Genomic DNA, 16,879 nt, shown 5'->3' on the forward strand with positions numbered 1-16,879 from the left:
CGCTTCAGCCGTGCGGCTGCGGCGCCAGGCTCTTGAGATACAGGTAGAGCGCGCGCACGTCGACCTCGTTCATCTCGCGCAGCGAGCCGAAGGGCATCACCTTGATGGCCTGGCCGTCGGGGCGCTCGCCGGTCTTGAACATCTTCGCGAAGCTCTGCGCATCGGGGTAGCGCGGCATGGCCGAACCGGCGCCGGGCGTGAGGTTGGCGGCAGCCGGCCAGTCGGGCGGCCCGCCCGGCACCTTGCCGCCGGCCAGCTTCGCGCCATGGCAGCCCAGGCACATGTTGGCCACGTAGGCGCCATGCTCCAGGGTCACGGCGTCGGGCACCGGCTTCTCGGGCGCCTTCGCGTGGTCGATGCGGCCGGCCGCGTCGTGGATCAGGCCGAAGCCGTACATCGCGCGCACCGGCAGCGGCAGGTCCAGCACCGGGCCACCGCCCTCGGCCGGCGGCATGTGGCGGACGTAGGCCACCAGGGCGGCCAGGTCCTCGTCGGTGAAGCGGTTGTAGTCCTCGCTGGGCATGATCATCAACGCGCGGCCCTGCGGGTTCACGCCGTGGCGGATGGCGCGCACCCAGTCCACCGGCTGGTAGGCTTTCACCACGCTGCCCGGGCCGGGGCTGATGTTGGGGCCGGCGATGCGCATGCCCTTGCCGTCGTCCAGGAACATGTTCCCGTTGCCCTTGGCGCCGTGGCAGTCCACGCAGCCGCGCGAGGAGAACAGGTAGCGCCCGCGCTCGATGGCCGCGGCATCGTCCTTGTAGGCCACGGGCTGCACGGCGATCTCCACGTGCCGCTGCATCTTGCGCCTGGCCAGCTGGTCGCCCGCGAAGATCGCCACGGCGGCCAGTGCAATCAGGACCAGCAGCGCGATGAGGATGCGTCGGGTCCAGCGCCCGGCGCGGCTCATCGCAGTACCTCCGCGCTTCGTGCTGCACTGCAAGCTTGCGCGTGGCGGCCCGGCGCGGCGCTCACGCCCGCTGCGCCGGCCGCCTGCCGGCCCTGCGGCTTGCGCCGACCGAACAGCTTGCGCACCAGCAGGTGCCGCGCCATGTTCAGCTGCAGGCGAAGCCGCGGCTTGTGGCCCCAGCTGCTGGTGAGCTGCGTGTGCTGCACCTGCCAGCCCTGCGGGTCGATGTCGTGCGTGCCGGCGCCGATCTCGAAGTCGAAGCCCGAGGGCGTGGCGCCGTAGAAGGAGAAGGTGCCGTCCGGGTCGGGGTGCTGCCCCAGGCCCAGGCTCATCGGCACCTTGTTGCGCTCGGCCCGCTCGAAGGCGATGCCGATGTCGGCCAGCCGCGCGGCCTGCAGCATGAAGTGATGCATGCGCTTGGGCAGCGGCAGGTCGAACAGCGCAATGGAATGGTGGCGCGCGTTGCAGTGCATGAAGGTGCCGCGCACGTCGATGGGCCCCACGCGCGTGGCCAGCCGCTCGGTCACGCCGAAGCCCAGCACGCCTTCGTAGAAGGCTTCCATGGCCGGCAGGTCGGCCGAGACCAGCACCGCGTGGCCCATGCCCAGCTCGCCGGTGCGAAAGCCTTCGGGAAAAGCCTCGGACGCGAAGGGGCGCTCGGCCTCGTCCGGGTCGACGTACAGCTCCACCGCATTGCCCGCCGGATCGGTGGTGCGCACCAGGCGGTGCACGCGGCGGGCGGTGCACTGGCGCGGATTGCCCTCCTCCAGTTCCAGCCCGGCCTGGCGGATGCGCGCCGCCAACGCCTCCAGCACCTGCTCGCTGGCGCAATGCAGGCCCAGCGCGACCACGTCGTCCGAGGGGCCTTCCTGCACGATCAGGCGCTGGGCCTGGCTGTCCAGCTGCCAGCCGCGGCTCCCGTCGGGGTTGATCAGGGGCGCGGGCAGTCCCAGGGTACGCTGGCAGAAATCGATCCAGCGCTGAAGGCGCCTGGCCTCGAAAACCAGATATCCGAGACGAAGATCGGGGCTTGTCGCATCACGCATGGCTGAACTCATTAAAATTGATGAGAAACTTAAAATTGAACGCGTCACTCAAAAATGGATGTTAGTTTCAAGGCTTTGTCACCGTCAATCGAACCTTTGCCCATAGCGCTTTCGGCCGGCCTGCTCAGCCTGCCGCCCGGCCTGCCCAAGCGCGAGCGCACCCGGGCGCAGCTGGTCGATTCCGCCATCAAGGTGTTCTCGGTGCGCGGCGTGGCCGCCGGCACCATCCAGGAGATCGCCGACGTGGCCGGCATGACCACCGGCACCGTCTACAACCATTTCAAGACCAAGGAAGAAGTGCTGAGCGACGTGGCGCTGCGCTTGGCCACCACGCTGTGCACCCGCATCACCGAGAGCCAGCAAGGCGTGAAGGAAGGCGCCGAGCGCATGGCCATCGGCGGCCGGCGCTACGCCTGGCTGGCCGAGGTGGCGCCGCAGTGGGCCCTGCTGATGCTGGACGTGGCGGCAGCCGCGCCCGAGCTGCTGGTCCACATCCGCGAGTACGTGCTGGCCGACCTGCGCCTGGGCGTGAAGCAGAAGGCCTTCCGCATTGCCAGCGAGGAAGCTGCGATGGACCTGATCAACGGCACCGGCACGCATGCCATGCGCACCATCGCCCTGGGCCTGGCGCCGCCCACGCACGGCGCCGACGTGGCCGCCTGCGTGCTGCGCGGGCTGGGCGTGCCGCACGAGAAGGCCGAGGAGATCGCGCGCCGGCCGCTGCCGGACTTTCCGGCGCCTGGCGTGGCCGCAGCCGCTGCTTCCCGCAAGACGGCGCCCCGGCGCGCACCTTCCGCATGAGCCGCCTGGCCAACATCGACTTCGGCGCCGACGCCCCCGAAGTGGCGCGCCGGCTCATCGGCGTCACCGTGCTCGTGGACGGCGTGGGCGGCGTCATCGTCGAGACCGAGGCCTACGACCGCGCCGACCCGGCCTCGCACACCTTCCCCGGCCCGACCAAGCGCAACGCGGTGATGTTCGGCCCGCCGGCGCGCAGCTACGTGTACCGCTCCTACGGCATCCACTGGTGCCTGAACTTCGTGTGCCGCGAGGACGGGCACGGCGCCGGGGTGCTGATCCGCGCCATCGAGCCCACCGAGGGCCTCGCACGCATGCGCGAGCGCCGGGGCCTGGAAGACCCGCGCCTGCTGTGCTCGGGGCCGGGACGCGTGGGGCAGGCGCTGGGCATCGACGGCAGCTTCGGCGGGCACCGGCTGGACCGGCCGCCTTTCAAGCTGCTCGCGGCGCCCGACGATGAAGAGATCGAGTTGCTGGTCGGTCCCCGCATCGGCATCTCAAAGGCCATGGACCTGCCCTGGCGCTTCGGCCTCAAGGGCTCGCGCTTCCTGAGCAAGCCCTTTCCGATGCTGCAGCGCTAGGCGCGCCCCCTGCTGCCGGGTTCAGTACACGCGCGGCGGCTTCGGCAGCCAGGCGAAGCCGGCAACCCCGGCCGACAACAGCACCGCGATGGTGGCCAGCACGGCGGCGAAGGGGTCGACGCCGTGGGCGGAGGCCATCGAGGCCACCGCGCCGGTGAACCACTGCATGAAGGCCACGCCCAGGAACATGGCCATGGTGAACAGCGCCATGGCGCGCCCGGTCATCTCGGGCGGGTAGGCGCCGCGGGTGTCGGCGTACTGCAGCACGATGAAGCCCGACAGCAGGCCGGTGGCCAGCATCACCGCCACGTCGATGCCCGCGCTGGGCGCAAAAGCCATCAGGAAGAAGCCGGCCGCGACCAGCACGGTGCAGACGGTGATGCGCTGGCGCCGCTTGGCCGGGCCGGGATCGAGGCGGCCGAACAGCGGCGGCCCGAACATGCCCACCACCGAAACGGCCAGCGCGATGTTGCCGCTCTGCACCAGCGAGAAGCCGTGCCGCTCCACCAGCAGCGGCCCCAGCCACAGCCCGCGCAGCGAGATGAAGGAGGCGTAGGTCACCGAGGCCAGCATCAGGATGCCCAGCGTGTGCGGCAGCCGGAACAGCGCGCCGTAGCTGAGCATGGCCTGCCACATCGACAGCTTGGCCTGCGCGCGCGCGGCGCTGCCAGGCTGAGTCGGCTCGTGCACCTTCCAGGCCATCAGCAGCCAGGCGGCAACCGACAGCACGGCCAGCGCGACGAAGCCCGCGCGCCACGAGGCGGCCTCCACCAGCCAGGCCAGCGGCGTGCCGGTGAGCAGCATGCCCACGGAGCCCAGCCCCAGCACCAGCCCCGACACGGGCGCAAAGCGCTCCGGCGGGAAGTGCCGCGCGATGAACACGGTGCACACCAGGAAGGCCGGCGCGCAGCCGATGCCGATCAGCACCTGCCCCACCAGCAGCAGGCCGAACTGCTGCGAGAAGGCCGAGATCAGCGCGCCCGCGACGGCACAGGGAAAGGCGACCAGCACCGTGCGCCGCAGCCCGTACACGTCGATGCCCATGCCCATGAAGAACTGCAGCGCCCCGAAGGCGAAGTGAAAGGCCCCGGCGAACAGGCCCAGCTGCTGGGCCGACAGCGTGAACTCGCGCTGCAGCGGCGGCGCCAGGATGGCCGCCATGGTGCGGAAGGACTGGCTCAGCGCAAAGGCGCTGCAAAGTGCAGCCAGCATCACCCAGGCGGGTGGGCTGCGGCGGGCGCCGAGGGTGGCGCTCACTCCGCCTCGAGCAGGCGCACCTTCACGCTCCTGCCCTTGACCCGGCCGCTGGACAGGCGCCGCAACGCCTCCTGCGCGATGCGCCGGTCGACCGCGACGTAGGTCGAGAATTCGTTGATGTTGATCTTGCCGATCTGGTCCTTGGCGAAACCGGCCTCGCCGGTGAGCGCACCCAGCACGTCGCCGGCGCGGATCTTCTCCTTGCGGCCGCCGGCGATCTGCAGCGTCATCATGGGCGGGCGCAGCGGCTCCCCGCCGGCGCTGGTCAGCTCGGCCAGCGGATGCCAGTCGGACTCGCGGCCCTGCAGCTGCTCGATCTTGCCGACGCTTCCCATCTCGTCCATGGCCGCGAGGTTGAGCGCCAGGCCCTGCGCGTCGCCCCGGCCGGTGCGGCCGATGCGGTGGATGTGCACCTCGGGGTCGGGGCTCACGTCGACGTTGATCACGGCCGCCAGCTGGGCGATGTCCAGCCCGCGCGCCGCCACGTCGGTGGCCACCAGCACGGAACAGCTGCGGTTGGCGAACTGCACCAGCACCTGGTCGCGCTCGCGCTGCTCCAGTTCGCCGAATAGCGCCATCGCGCTGTAGCCCTGGGCGACGAGCACCTGCACCAGGTCGCGGCACTGCTGCTTGGTGTTGCAGAAGGCCAGCGTGCTTTCGGGGCGGAAGTGGTCCAGCAGCTGCGAGACGGCATGCAGGCGCTGCCGCTCGGTGACTTCGTACCAGCGCTGCTCGATCTTGCCCTCGGCGTGCTGCGCCTCCACCGTCACCTGCCGAGGCTCGCGCATGAAGCGCTGGGCCAAAGAGGCGATGCCTTCGGGATAGGTGGCGGAGAACAGCAAGGTCTGGCGCTGCGCCGGGCACTGGCGCAGCACCTGGGCGATGTCCTCGGCGAAGCCCATGTCCAGCATGCGGTCGGCTTCGTCCAGCACCAGGGTGTTCAGGGCGGACAGGTCCAGGTTGCCGCGCTCCAGGTGGTCCAGGATGCGCCCGGGCGTGCCGACCACGATGTGGGCGCCGTGGCCCAGGCTGGCGGTCTGCCCGCGCAGCGCGACGCCGCCGCAGAGGGTGACCAGCTTGATGTTTTCCTCGGCCCGGGCCAGGCGCCGGATCTCGGTGCTGACCTGGTCGGCCAGCTCGCGCGTGGGGCACAGCACCAGCGACTGGACGGCGAAGCGGCGGGAATTGAGATTGGCCAGCAGGGCCAGGGCGAAGGCGGCGGTCTTGCCGCTGCCGGTCTTGGCCTGCGCGATCAGGTCCTTGCCGAGCAAGGCCGCGGGCAGGCTGGCCGCCTGGATGGCCGTCATTCGGACGTAGCCGAGGCTGGCCAGGTTGGCCAGCATCTGGGGCGCCAGCGGCAGCGTCTCGAAGCTGTCGGCTGCCGCGGCGGGGGTTGCGCTCGCGCTCATCGGGCCGACAAGACGAGAGGCTTAGCGGCGCTGCGAGCCGGGAGCCGGGCCCGAGCCGGGCGGACGGCGTTCCAGGTGACGGAAGGTGATGCGACCCTTCGTCAGGTCATAGGGCGAGAGCTCCAGCGACACCTTGTCGCCGGCCAGGATGCGGATGTGGTGCTTGCGCATCTTGCCGCCGCTGTACGCGATCAGCTGGTGACCGTTGTCCAGCGTCACCCGGTAGCGGGAGTCCGGCAGGACTTCCGTCACCGAGCCGCTCATTTCAATCAGTTCTTCCTTTGGCATTCAGTACCTTCTGCGAATTTGGCGGGGCTGCGATGCCCACGCCCGTTGGATTCAATCAAAAACTGGTCGTTCTCGCCGACAGCCGGCCCAGTGTGGGCGCGGCGGTGGACATGGCCATGACAGGCGGCTCGAACGGGACAGGGCCGGCCTGCCCCGGGCCGCGCCTTGGCGTCCAACCCTTCGCAAAATCGCGGTGGCCTGCCACGGCCCCGTCGAAAAGCGAACCCTCGATTGTAACTTGACTGGCATGAGTGTTGCTGTGGGCGGCCAGAAAAGGCTTTCCATGCCAGCGGCGACCAGCGGGGCGCGGCGGGATCGTTGCGAAGCCGAACGCGAAAGTGCACGATCAGGCCTCCGTTGCTGCCGACGGCAAGGAGCGCCCCATGCGAGTCCTCGGTTTCGGTCTTGCGCCGCGTGCGAGGCGCGCATGGCGGGTGCTGCCCATGCTGCTGCTGGCGCTCGCCGTCCTCGGCTCGAGCGGGCGGGCCGAAGCGGCCAACACCGTTCGCAAGCAGGCGCCTTCCAGCAAGGCCCCCGCGGATGCCCCGCCGGCCAGCGACGCCCAGATCGCCGCCCTGCGCCGCGCCCTGAACGCGGTGGTGACCGTGCGCGTCAGCGCCACCGAAGGCGCCCGCACCGCGCGCAGCCTGGGCGAGGAACGCAGCGGCACCGGCGTGGTCATCGACGGCGACGGGCTCATCCTCACCATCGGCTACCTGCTGCTGGAGGCCCAGACCATCGAGGTGGTCACCCAGGACGATCGCCGCATGCCGGCGCGCCAGGTGGCCTACGACCAGGCCACCGGCTTCGGCCTGCTGCAGCCGCTGATTCCGCTGCGCACGCGCATCGAGCCGGTGCCCATGGGCAGCGTGTCGGCGCTGGCGGCAGGCGAGGCGCTGATGGTTTCCAGCGCCGGCAAGAGCGGTGCCGAGGTGGGCGTGGTGCGCCTGGTCGACCGCCGCGCCTTCTCGGGCTATTGGGAATACCACATCGACCAGGCCTTGTTCACCGCGCCGCCGGTGCCCAACCACAGCGGCGCGGCCGTGTTCAACCGCAACGGCGAGTTGCTGGGCATCGGCAGCCTGTTCGTGTCGGATTCGCAGGCCAACGGCGGCGCACTGCCGGGCAACATGTTCGTGCCGGTGGACCTGCTGGCGCCGGTCCTGCCGGAGATGCGCAGCACCGGCAGCACCCGGGCCAGCCACCGGCCCTGGCTGGGCGTGTCCTCGCAGCTGCAGGACGGCAAGGTGCGCATCGTGCGGGTGGAGCGCGACGGCCCGGCGCAGCGCGCTGGCGTCGGCGTGGGCGACGAGGTGCTGGAGGTGGACGGCGCGCCGGTGGATTCGCTCGAGAGCTTCTACAAGAAGGTCTGGACCCGCGCCACGCCCGACGACGAGGTCGAGCTCACCCTGCGCCAGGGCGACGAGGTGCGCAAGCTGCGCGTGCAGGCGATGGACCGCATGGACACCTTGCGCAAGCCGCAGGGCATCTGAGCAGCGAGCTCGCCGCCCATCAGGGCTTCATCTCTTCGCGAAGCACGGCGTACAGCCGCTGGAAGCGCGCATGCCGATCTGCGAATGCGGCGTGCCGCGCCGCATCGGGCTCGAAGCTGTCGGTGAGGGGCGGCGCCACGCAGACCTCGGCCACCGCCTCGCCCGTGCGCGCCAGCCGCGCGAGGCGCGCCGCGCCCAGGGCGGCGCCCACCTCGGAGCCGCTGCGCCGGTCCATCCGCCGGCCCAGCACGTCGGCCAGCAGCTGCGCCCAGTAGGCGCTGCGCGAGCCGCCACCGACCAGCGTCACGCTGTCGATGCGCGCGCCGCCCTGCAGCAGCGCCTGCTGGCCATCGAGGAAGGCCAGCGCCACGCCTTCGAGCACCGCGCGCGCCAGGTGGCCGCGGCCGTGCGCATGCGTGAGGCCGAAGAACACGCCGCTGGCATGCGGGTCGTTGTGCGGCGTGCGCTCGCCCGAGAGGTAGGGCAGGAACATCGGAGTCGCCGCGTCGGGCGGCAGCGCCTGCGCCTCGGCCACCAGTTGCGCCTCGCTGTCGGCGCCGGTCAGGCCGCGCAGCCAGCGCAGGCAGCTGGCGGCCGCCAGCATCACCGTCATCTGGTGCCAGGTGCCCGGGAAGGCGTGGCAGAAGGCATGCACCGCCCCTGCGGGGTTGGGCGAGAAGGCCTCGTTGGCCACGAAGTACACGCCCGAGGTGCCCAGCGAAAGAAAGGCCGTGCCCGGCGCCGCCACCCCGATGCCGGCTGCGCTGGCCGCGTTGTCGCCCCCGCCGCCGGCCACCACCACGTCGCGCGGCAGGCCGAGCAGGTCGGCCACCTCGTCGCGCAGCGTCCCGCCGGGCTGGCTGCCTTCCACCAGCCGCGGCATGTGGCCGGGCGTGAGGTGGGTGGCGGCCAGCATCTCGTCGGACCAGCGGCGCGCGCCCACGTCCAGCCACAGCGTGCCGGAGGCGTCGGACATGTCGGAGACCGCTTCGCCGGTGAGCGTGAGCCGCAGGTGGTCCTTGGGCAGCAGCACCAGCGCGGTCCGGCGGAAGACTTCGGGCTCGTGCTGCTCCACCCACATGAGCTTGGGGGCGGTGAAGCCCGGCATGGCGATGTTGCCGGTGATGCGGCGGCTGTGCGGCGCGCGCTCGCGCTCCAGCTGCTCGCACTGCGCGTGGCTGCGGCCGTCGTTCCAGAGGATGCAGGGGCGCAGCACGCGATGCTGCGCATCGAGCAGGGTGGCGCCGTGCATCTGGCCCGACAGGCCGATGCCGCGCACCGCGCCGTAGGCGGCCCCGTGCTTCTCGCGCAGCTCGCCCAGCGCGGCCTGCGTGCCCTGCCACCAGGCGGCAGGGTCCTGTTCCGACCACAAGGGATGCGGCCGCGATACCGTCAGCGCCCGGCTCGCTTGGCCGAGCACGCGGCCCGCGTCGTCCACCAGCACCACCTTCACTTCCGAGGTGCCCAGGTCGATGCCCACATCCATGTTTCTTCTTCCCTGATTCGTTCGTTGTTGTTCTTGAAAAGCGCCCTCAGCCGATGCCCAGGATTCTCCGGTTGGCCGCGCTGTTCACCCCGCCGCCCGCGAAGTCGTCGAAGGCGCGGTCGGCCACGCGGATGATGTGGTCGGCGATGAAGAGCGCGCCCTCGCGTGCGCCGTCCTCGGGGTGCTTGATGCAGCACTCCCACTCCAGCACCGCCCAGCCCGGGAAGTCGTAGGCCGCCATCTTGGAGAAGATGGCGCCGAAGTCCACCTGCCCATCGCCCAGCGAACGGAAGCGCCCGGCCCGGTTGATCCAGCTCTGGAAGCCGCCGTACACGCCCTGCTTGCCGGTCGGGTTGAACTCGGCGTCCTTCACGTGAAAGATCTTGATGCGCTCGTGGTAGTGGTCGATGTAGGCCAGGTAATCCAGCTGCTGCAGCACGAAGTGGCTCGGGTCGTAGAGCAGGCAGGCGCGCGGATGGTTGTTCACCCGCTCCAGGAACATCTCGTAGCTCACGCCGTCGTGCAGGTCCTCGCCGGGATGGATCTCGTAGCCCACGTCCACGCCCACCTGGTCGAAGGCATCGAGGATGGGCTTCCAGCGCCGCGCCAGCTCGTCGAAGGCTTCCTCGATCAGGCCCGCCGGCCGCGGCGGCCACGAGTACAGGTAGGGCCAGGCCAGCGCGCCCGAGAAGGTCGCATGCGCCGTCAGCCCCAGGTTGGCCGAGGCCTGCGCCGCATAGTGCAGCTGCTGCACCGCCCAGGCCTGCCGCGCGGCCGGGTTGCCGCGCACCTCCGGCGCCGCAAAGCCGTCGAAGCCTGCGTCGTAGGCCGGGTGCACCGCGACCAGCTGGCCCTGCAGGTGGGTGGACAGCTCGGTGATCGACAGGCCGTGCCGTGCCAGCGTGCCCTTGACCTCCTCGCAATAGGTCTTGCTCTCGGCGGCCTTCTTCAGGTCGAAGAGGCGCGCGTCCCAGCTGGGGATCTGCACGCCCTTGTAGCCCAGCCCGGCGGCCCAGCCGCCGATGGCATCGAGCGAGTTGAACGGTGCCTGGTCGCCCGCGAACTGGGCCAGGAAGATGGCCGGGCCGTGGATGGTCTTCATGGTGGGTGTCTCCTGTGGAAGCCGCAATGCTAGTGGTACTTGCGCAACTATGTGGTCCTGTCCGACGCCGTCATTCACCGGCGGTTGCAGCAAGGCGTCGCGCAACGCGCCACAATGTTCCGTCATGTAGGACTTCAGGCGCCGTCCTGTTGGGGCGGGCCCAGCCAGGGATGACACAAACCGTCGCCAACCGCCTCAAGATCGGCCTGTCGGCCTGCTTCCAGCACGCCGACCCCAGCCGCTCGCTGTTCACCAACAAGACGCTGCAGTACGTCGAGCAGTCCATCGCGCACTGGCTCATGTCCTCCGGCGCGCTGGTGGTGATGGTGCCCTGCCCTACGGGCGAGACCGCGCGCGGCGACGCCAACCTGTCGCACTACGCCGAGTGGCTCGATGGGGTGGTCATGCACGGCGGCGCAGACGTCTGGCCCGGCAGCTACGGCGAGATGCCGCTGCGCGAGGCCTGGGTGGGCGACCGCATCCGCGACCTGTACGACCTGGCGCTGGTCGAGGCCTTCGAGCAGGCCGGCAAGCCCATCTTCGGCGTGTGCCGCGGGCTGCAGCTCATCAACGTGGCTTTCGGCGGCACGCTCTACCAGGACATCGCCACGCAGCACCCCAACGCGCTGCAGCACCGCGACCCGGTCAGCTACGACCAGAACTACCACGACATCGTGCTCGTGGAAGGCACGCGGCTTTCGCAGATGTATCCGGAGCTGGTGCATGCGCGGGTCAACAGCATCCACCACCAGGGCATCAAGCACCTGGCGCCGGGCTTCGAGGTGGAGGCCTGGAGCTATCCGGACCGCGTGCCCGAGGCGATCCGCCGCGCGCCCGCGCCGGGGCGCGGCTACATCGCGGCGACGCAGTGGCACCCGGAATTCCACCGCCCCGGCTCACCCATCAACACGGTGGACGACACGGCCATCCTGCACGACTTCCTCGACGCCTGCACGGCCACGCGCGCCCGTTCGCGCCCGCCGGTGCACACCACGCCGGGCAAGATCCGCGACCGCGCCTCGCGCCTGCTGCGCCAGGCCCTGCTGCGCAACTAGGCGCCTAGGCGCCGGCGCCTTCGAGCAGCTGGCCGAAGCGCTTCAGGTCCACGTTGCCGCCGCTCACGATCACGCCGATGCGCTGGCCCGGCTCCGCGAGCCGGCGCGCGGCCGCGAAGGCCAGGCAGCCGGTGGGCTCCACCAGCATCTTCATGCGCTCGGCGAAGAAGCGCATGCCCTCCACCAGCTCACCGTCGGTGGCGGTGAAGACGTCGTCCGCGTCGCGGCGGATGACGGCGAAGGTGTGCTCGCCCAGGTGCTGCGTCTGCGCGCCGTCGGCGATGGTGCGCGGCGTGTCGATGTGCACGATGCGGCCTTCGCGGAAGGACTGCTGGCCGTCGTTGCCGGCCTCGGGCTCCACGCCGTAGACCTTGCATTGCGGCGCCAGGGCCCGTGCCGACAGCGCCGAGCCCGACAGCAGCCCGCCGCCGCCCAGGCAGACGTAGAGCGCGTCCAGCGGCCCGGTGTCCTCCAGCAGCTCCAGCGCGGCGGTGCCCTGCCCGGCGATCACGTGCGGATGGTCGTAGGGCGGAATCAGCGTCATGCCGCGCTTGTCGGCCAGCTCGCGCGCCAGCGCCTCGCGGTCCTGCGTGTAGCGGTCGTAGAGCACCACCTCGCCGCCGTAGCCGCGGGTGGCCGCCACCTTCATCGCCGGCGCGTCCGTGGGCATGAGGATGGTGGCCGGAATGCCCAGGATCTGCGCCGCCAGCGCGATCGCCTGCGCATGGTTGCCCGAGGAAAAGGCCGCCACGCCGGCGCGCCGCTGCGCCGCGTCGAAGTACGACAGCGCATTGAAGGCGCCGCGGAACTTGAAGGCGCCCATGCGCTGGAAGTTCTCGCACTTGAAGAAGAACTGCGCGCCGGTGGCCGCGTCCACGGTGCGCGAGCGCATCACCGGCGTGCGGTGCGCTTGGCCCGCGAGCCTCGCGGCGGCGGCCTTCACATCCTCGAATCCCGGAGTCTGCAAAGCGCTCATCGCCGCGCCTCCTTCTTCAGTTCAACCCAGGTGCTTGCCGACGATGCCGGCCAGCTCGAACATGGTGACCTGGTCCTTGCCGAACACTGGCCGCAGCTTGTCGTCGGCGTTGATCGATCGCTTGTCCTTGGCGTCCTGCAGGCCGTTGGCCTTGATGTAGTCCCACAGCTTCTTCACGACCTCGGTGCGTGCGACCGGATCGCCGCCGATCACCGCGGCCAGTTCGGCGCTGGGCTTGAGGCCGGCGGCCGGCTTGCGCGGTGCCTTGGGCGCCTTGGGCGCGGCCGGGGCCGCGGCCTTCTTGGCCGCAGGCGCCTTCTTTGCGGCGGCCTTCTTCGCCGCGGTCACCGTGGGCGTCTTGGTCGTCGCCAGCGTCTTGCGCGGCGGGAACTTGGAGGTGCGCGGCTCGAACTCGAAAGTCACCTTGCCCTCTTCCTTGTTCCACACCAGGAAGGCCTTGAAGGCCCGGCGCGTGCGCATCGAGACGAACTTGTCCAGCAGGTCGGTCTTGCCTTCCGCCAAAAGCTTTTGCACCTGCTCGGGCGGCACCGGCTGCTGCAGGATGATCTTGCCGGACTTGAAGTCGCAGGTGGGCGTGGTCTGCTCGGCCGTGGGCACCGATTTCTCGCACACGTAGTTGCTGCCGAACTCGAACACGCGGCTGCCGCACTTGGGGCAAGGGCCCAGCGAGGTCTGGCCGCTGAAGTCGACGATCTCGCCGGTCTCTGCCGGGTCCTTCTCGTCGCCGAAGTCGAACTCCAGCTTGTAGTTCTTCGCCTCTTCGTCGTACTTGATCACGATCTCCGAGACGAAGGGCCAGCCCGCCTTGGAGCGGAAGCCCTCCAGCGGGCCGATGTGCTTGTCGCGCAGCAGCGCCTCGGCCTCGGCCACCTCGAAGGTGCGGCCGGCCGGCGACTTGGTGAAGGAGAAGCCGCAGGCGTCGGTGCCGGTGCCGCTCTTGCCGGTGCAGGCATAGCGGCGGTAGTTCTCGCGCACGATGCCGCCGCAGTTGGGGCAGGGCGTGGCCAGGGTGGCGTAGTCGCCGGGCACGGTGTCGCGGTCGTATTCCTTGGCCTTCTTGACGATGTGTTCCGTCATCTGCGCGATCTCGCGCATGAAGGCCTCGCGGCTCAGCTGGCCGTGCTCCATTTGCGAGAGCTTGTATTCCCACTCGCCGGTGAGCTCGGCCTTGGAGAGTTCCTCCACGCCCAGGCCGCGCAGCAGCGTCATGAGCTGGAAGGCCTTGGCGGTGGGAATGAGTTCGCGGCCCTCGCGGTACATGTACTTCTCGGCCAGCAGGCCTTCGATGATGGCCGCGCGCGTGGCTGGCGTGCCCAGGCCCTTTTCCTGCATGGCCTCGCGCAGTTCGTCGTCGTCGATCAGCTTGCCGGCGCCTTCCATGGCGCCCAGCAGCGTGGCTTCGGAATAGCGCGCCGGCGGGCGGGTCTTCAGGCCCTTGGCGTCGCAGGATTCGGTCAGCACCTTCTCGCCGGGCTTCACCGGCACCAGGTTCTTGCCGTCCTTCTCGTCCTCGTCGCTCACCGCTTCCTTGCCGTAGATGGCCAGCCAGCCCGGCCGCACCAGCACCTTGCCGTCGGAGCGGAAGGCGTAGTCCTTGCCTTCTTGCGTGACGGTGCTGATGCGGGTCGTGACCTGGTATTCGGCGCTGGGGAAGAACACCGACAGAAAGCGGCGCACCACGAAGTCGTACAGGCGCTGCTCGGCCTCGGACAGGCCCGTGGGCGCCTGCAGCGTCGGGATGATCGCGAAGTGGTCCGACACCTTGGCGTTGTCGAAGATGCGCTTGCTGGGCTTGACGTAGTTGTTGTCGATGGCCTGCCGCGCGAAGGGCGCCAGGTGCTTCATGCCGCTGTTGGCCAGCATGCCCAGGGTGTCCTTGACCACCGGCAGGTAGTCTTCGGGCAGAGCGCGCGAATCGGTACGCGGGTAGGTCAGCGCCTTGTGGCGCTCGTACAGGCTCTGGGCCAGCGCCAGCGTGGTCTTGGCCGAGTAGCCGAAGCGGCTGTTGGCTTCGCGCTGCAGCGAGGTCAGGTCGAACAGCAGCGGCGAAGCCTGCGTGCTGGGCTTGCTCTCCTCGGTGACGCTGGCGGGCTTGCCGCGCGCCGCGTTGGCGATGGCCAGGGCGTCGCGCTCGTTCCAGACGCGGTCGGCGCGTTGCTCGGCATCGGGCTCGCCGCTGGGCAGCAGGGGCGCGTTGGCCTTCTTCCAGCTGGGGTCGAACCACTTGCCCGGATACTGGCCGGCCTCGGCCTGGAAGCTCGCGTGGATCTCCCAGTAGTCGCGGCTCACGAACTTGCGGATCTGCTCCTCGCGCTCCACCACCACCGACAGGGTGGGCGTCTGCACCCGGCCCACGGTGGTCAGGAAGAAGCCGCCGTCGCGCGAATTGAAGGCGGTCATGGCGCGGGTGCCGTTGATGCCCACCAGCCAGTCGGCCTCCGAGCGCGAGCGTGCCGCGTCGGCCAGGCCCTGCATCTGCTTCTCGCTGCGCAGGCTGCCGAAGCCGTCGCGGATGGCCTGCGGCGTCATCGACTGCAGCCACAGCCGTTGCACCGGCTTGCCCAGCGGCTTGGCGCCGCCGGCGTACTGCTCGATCAGGCGGAAGATCAGTTCGCCCTCGCGCCCCGCGTCGCAGGCGTTCACCAGGGCGGACACGTCCTTGCGCTTGGCCTGCTTGACCACCGCGTTCAGGCGGGTCTTGGTCTTGTCGACCGGCTTGAGGTCGAAGCGCGGCGGAATCACCGGCAGGTTGGCAAAGCTCCACTTGCCGCGCTTCACGTCGAATTCCTCGGGGGCCTGGATCTCCACCAGGTGGCCCACGGCGCTGGTCACGACGTACTTCTCGTTCTCGAAGTGTTCGTCGTGCTTGTCGAACTTGCCGGCCACCGGCGTGAGCGCCCGCACGATGTCCTGAGCCACCGAGGGCTTCTCTGCAATCACCAATGTCTTCGTCATCACGGGTCTCTCTACATACAATCTGGCGCTTCTCACGCGTGCGTACGTACGTACGTGTACGCGCACACACGCGCATGTGTGCCTATTCAAACTAACAGACTTTGGCGATGCCTTCCATTTCAACCCCGATCAGCGGTCGCCGCATCCAGACGCGGCGCTCCGGCGTCCACGGTAACGGCGTGTTCGCCGTGCAGGACATTGCCGAAGGCGAGACCCTGGTCGAATACAAGGGTGAGGTCATCACCTGGAAAGAGGCGCTGCGCCGCCACCCGCACGACCCCTCGCAGCCCAACCATACTTTTTACTTCCACATCGATGACGGGCGCGTGATCGACGGCAGGGTCAACGGCAATTCGGCGCGCTGGATCAACCATTCCTGTGCTCCCAACTGCGAGGCGGACGAGCAGGACGGCCGCGTCTTCATCAAGGCCCTTCGCGACATCAAGGCCGGCGAAGAGCTGAACTACGACTACGGCCTGATCATCGACGAAGAGTACACGCCCAAGCTGCTGTCCGAATTCCCCTGCTGGTGCGGGGCCGAAACCTGCCGCGGCACCCTGCTCACGCCGCGCGACGGCGACGAGGGCGCCAAGGTCAAGAAGTCCAAGAAGAAGAAAAAGAGCAAGAAGGCCAAGGACAAGAAAAAGGGCAAGAAGAAGGATTGAGCGCCGCCATGCCCTCCGGTTCTGCCTGGCCCCTCGCCGAGATCTCCGCGCAACTCGATGCCCTGCTGCCGGGCTGCCGCGTGGAACTGGTGGAGGAGATCGATTCCACCAACACCGAACTCATGCGCCGCGCCCGCGCCGGACGCGCGCACGAGCCGGTGCTGCTGGTGGCCCTGCGCCAGAGCGCCGGCCGCGGACGCCTGGGCCGTCCCTGGCAGAGCCAGCTGGGCGAAGACGACGTGGCCCCCACCCTCACCTTCTCGCTGGGCCTGCCGCTGGCGCCGCGCGACTGGTCCGGCCTGTCGCTGGCCGTGGGCGTCGCGGTGGCCGAGGCACTGGACCCGCAAGCCAGCGCCGGCGTGGGCCTGAAGTGGCCCAACGACCTGTGGCGCCAGGACCGCAAGCTCGCCGGCATCCTGATCGAGACCGCCACCGTGCCAGGCGATGCGCTGCCGGGCCAGCGCTACGTGGTGATCGGCGTGGGCATCAACATCGGGCCGCGCGACGCGCAGGGCATGAACACCCCGCCCGCCCACGTGCGCGAATGGCAGCCTGATGCCACGGCGCCGTGGGCGCTGGCGCAGATTGCGGCGCCTTTGCTTCGCACTGTGCTGGCCTTCGCCGACCAGTGCTTCGCGCCGCTGGTCGAGCGCTTCGCCGCCCGCGACGTGCTGCGCGGGCGCGAGGTGCAGCTGAGCGACGGCACCGCCGGCCTGTGCCAGGGCGTGGGCCCGACGGGCGAACTGCTCGTGCATACTGCGTCGGGCGTAGCCGCCATCACCAGCTCCGAAGTGAGCGTGCGGCCGTGCGCCGGCTAGCTCCCTCACACCAAAGAAT

The 16,879-nt window shown here is 69.8% G+C and carries 15 protein-coding genes; 6 read left to right on the top strand and 9 right to left on the bottom strand.

Translation table 11 applies throughout. The features are described 5' to 3' along the window. Positions 1-4 precede the first annotated feature (4 nt). On the bottom strand, positions 5-910 hold the full coding sequence (locus tag BM345_RS08420) for a c-type cytochrome (RefSeq protein WP_093377827.1): 906 nt from the start codon (positions 908-910) through the stop codon (positions 5-7). Beyond that, complete coding sequence (locus BM345_RS08425; protein WP_093377829.1) at positions 907-1,956, bottom strand: VOC family protein; 1,050 nt, start codon at positions 1,954-1,956, stop codon at positions 907-909. Before BM345_RS08425 ends, BM345_RS08420 begins: the two co-directional genes overlap by 4 nt. Before the next feature lie 96 nt (positions 1,957-2,052). Here BM345_RS08425 and BM345_RS08430 point away from each other — a divergent pair, with 96 nt between their 5' ends. Next, a complete protein-coding gene (locus BM345_RS08430; RefSeq protein ID WP_175544939.1) occupies positions 2,053-2,757 on the top strand; it encodes a TetR/AcrR family transcriptional regulator in 705 nt (234 codons plus the stop codon). Then, the gene (locus tag BM345_RS08435) at positions 2,754-3,335 is read left to right on the top strand and encodes a DNA-3-methyladenine glycosylase (protein ID WP_093377834.1); all 582 of its coding nucleotides are present in this window, start codon (positions 2,754-2,756) and stop codon (positions 3,333-3,335) included. The genes BM345_RS08430 and BM345_RS08435 overlap by 4 nt, the downstream gene beginning before the upstream one ends. Before the next feature lie 21 nt (positions 3,336-3,356). Here the strand turns inward: BM345_RS08435 and BM345_RS08440 are convergent, their stop codons facing one another. From BM345_RS08440 to infA, 3 genes are read right to left on the bottom strand one after another with little or no spacing between them, the layout of a single operon-like run. After that, positions 3,357-4,547, bottom strand: a complete 1,191-nt coding sequence (locus BM345_RS08440; RefSeq protein WP_093378397.1) for an MFS transporter — start codon at positions 4,545-4,547, stop codon at positions 3,357-3,359. Positions 4,548-4,588: 41 nt separating this feature from the next. Further along, positions 4,589-6,001 carry an ATP-dependent RNA helicase DbpA gene (gene dbpA, locus BM345_RS08445; RefSeq protein WP_093377837.1) on the bottom strand — a complete coding sequence of 471 codons (1,413 nt, stop codon included), beginning with the start codon at positions 5,999-6,001 and terminating at the stop codon, positions 4,589-4,591. Positions 6,002-6,022: 21 nt separating this feature from the next. Then, positions 6,023-6,289 carry a translation initiation factor IF-1 gene (infA, locus tag BM345_RS08450; protein WP_093377839.1) on the bottom strand — a complete coding sequence of 89 codons (267 nt, stop codon included), beginning with the start codon at positions 6,287-6,289 and terminating at the stop codon, positions 6,023-6,025. A 383-nt stretch (positions 6,290-6,672) separates the two neighbouring features. Here infA and BM345_RS08455 point away from each other — a divergent pair, with 383 nt between their 5' ends. Next, positions 6,673-7,782: a S1C family serine protease gene (locus tag BM345_RS08455; RefSeq protein ID WP_254789650.1), complete on the top strand. Its 1,110-nt coding sequence runs from the start codon at positions 6,673-6,675 to the stop codon at positions 7,780-7,782. A gap of 19 nt (positions 7,783-7,801) precedes the next feature. On the opposite strand, the gene xylB is transcribed toward BM345_RS08455, so the two are convergent. Beyond that, positions 7,802-9,268: a xylulokinase gene (gene xylB / locus BM345_RS08460; RefSeq protein WP_093377844.1), complete on the bottom strand. Its 1,467-nt coding sequence runs from the start codon at positions 9,266-9,268 to the stop codon at positions 7,802-7,804. Positions 9,269-9,314: 46 nt separating this feature from the next. Next, complete coding sequence (locus BM345_RS08465) at positions 9,315-10,370, bottom strand: sugar phosphate isomerase/epimerase family protein (protein WP_093377847.1); 1,056 nt, start codon at positions 10,368-10,370, stop codon at positions 9,315-9,317. Between the two features lie 170 nt (positions 10,371-10,540). On the opposite strand from BM345_RS08465, the gene BM345_RS08470 reads away from it, so the two are divergent. Continuing rightward, a complete protein-coding gene (locus tag BM345_RS08470; RefSeq protein WP_093377849.1) occupies positions 10,541-11,425 on the top strand; it encodes a gamma-glutamyl-gamma-aminobutyrate hydrolase family protein in 885 nt (294 codons plus the stop codon). Between the two features lie 4 nt (positions 11,426-11,429). On the opposite strand, the gene BM345_RS08475 is transcribed toward BM345_RS08470, so the two are convergent. Both BM345_RS08475 and BM345_RS08480 read right to left on the bottom strand, forming a co-directional pair. Next, entirely contained in the window at positions 11,430-12,401 is a 972-nt protein-coding gene (locus BM345_RS08475) for a threo-3-hydroxy-L-aspartate ammonia-lyase (protein ID WP_175544940.1), read from the bottom strand. 21 nt (positions 12,402-12,422) lie between these two features. After that, positions 12,423-15,377 carry a DNA topoisomerase III gene (locus BM345_RS08480; RefSeq protein ID WP_093377852.1) on the bottom strand — a complete coding sequence of 985 codons (2,955 nt, stop codon included), beginning with the start codon at positions 15,375-15,377 and terminating at the stop codon, positions 12,423-12,425. 107 nt (positions 15,378-15,484) lie between these two features. Here BM345_RS08480 and BM345_RS08485 point away from each other — a divergent pair, with 107 nt between their 5' ends. Together BM345_RS08485 and BM345_RS08490 are read left to right on the top strand one after the other, a co-directional pair. Further along, positions 15,485-16,042: an SET domain-containing protein gene (locus tag BM345_RS08485; protein WP_093377854.1), complete on the top strand. Its 558-nt coding sequence runs from the start codon at positions 15,485-15,487 to the stop codon at positions 16,040-16,042. An 8-nt stretch (positions 16,043-16,050) separates the two neighbouring features. Then, on the top strand, positions 16,051-16,860 hold the full coding sequence (locus tag BM345_RS08490; RefSeq protein ID WP_093377857.1) for a biotin--[acetyl-CoA-carboxylase] ligase: 810 nt from the start codon (positions 16,051-16,053) through the stop codon (positions 16,858-16,860). Positions 16,861-16,879: the final 19 nt, after the last annotated feature.

This window comes from Variovorax sp. OV329 (genome assembly GCF_900114785.1).
Classification (GTDB): Bacteria; Pseudomonadota; Gammaproteobacteria; order Burkholderiales; family Burkholderiaceae_C; genus Variovorax.

Excerpts from the sequence above, each read along its gene's own strand:
- BM345_RS08420 (WP_093377827.1), bottom strand. The coding sequence starts at position 910 with ATGAGCCGCGCCGGGCGCTGGACCCGACGCATCCTCATCGCGCTGCTG.
- BM345_RS08425 (WP_093377829.1), bottom strand. The coding sequence starts at position 1,956 with ATGCGTGATGCGACAAGCCCCGATCTTCGTCTCGGATATCTGGTTTTC.
- BM345_RS08435 (WP_093377834.1), top strand. The coding sequence starts at position 2,754 with ATGAGCCGCCTGGCCAACATCGACTTCGGCGCCGACGCCCCCGAAGTG.
- BM345_RS08440 (WP_093378397.1), bottom strand. The coding sequence starts at position 4,547 with ATGCTGGCTGCACTTTGCAGCGCCTTTGCGCTGAGCCAGTCCTTCCGC.
- dbpA (WP_093377837.1), bottom strand. The coding sequence starts at position 6,001 with ATGAGCGCGAGCGCAACCCCCGCCGCGGCAGCCGACAGCTTCGAGACG.
- infA (WP_093377839.1), bottom strand. The coding sequence starts at position 6,289 with ATGCCAAAGGAAGAACTGATTGAAATGAGCGGCTCGGTGACGGAAGTC.
- BM345_RS08455 (WP_254789650.1), top strand. The coding sequence starts at position 6,673 with ATGCGAGTCCTCGGTTTCGGTCTTGCGCCGCGTGCGAGGCGCGCATGG.
- xylB (WP_093377844.1), bottom strand. The coding sequence starts at position 9,268 with ATGGATGTGGGCATCGACCTGGGCACCTCGGAAGTGAAGGTGGTGCTG.
- BM345_RS08465 (WP_093377847.1), bottom strand. The coding sequence starts at position 10,370 with ATGAAGACCATCCACGGCCCGGCCATCTTCCTGGCCCAGTTCGCGGGC.
- BM345_RS08470 (WP_093377849.1), top strand. The coding sequence starts at position 10,541 with ATGACACAAACCGTCGCCAACCGCCTCAAGATCGGCCTGTCGGCCTGC.
- BM345_RS08475 (WP_175544940.1), bottom strand. The coding sequence starts at position 12,401 with ATGAGCGCTTTGCAGACTCCGGGATTCGAGGATGTGAAGGCCGCCGCC.
- BM345_RS08480 (WP_093377852.1), bottom strand. The coding sequence starts at position 15,377 with ATGACGAAGACATTGGTGATTGCAGAGAAGCCCTCGGTGGCTCAGGAC.
- BM345_RS08485 (WP_093377854.1), top strand. The coding sequence starts at position 15,485 with ATGCCTTCCATTTCAACCCCGATCAGCGGTCGCCGCATCCAGACGCGG.
- BM345_RS08490 (WP_093377857.1), top strand. The coding sequence starts at position 16,051 with ATGCCCTCCGGTTCTGCCTGGCCCCTCGCCGAGATCTCCGCGCAACTC.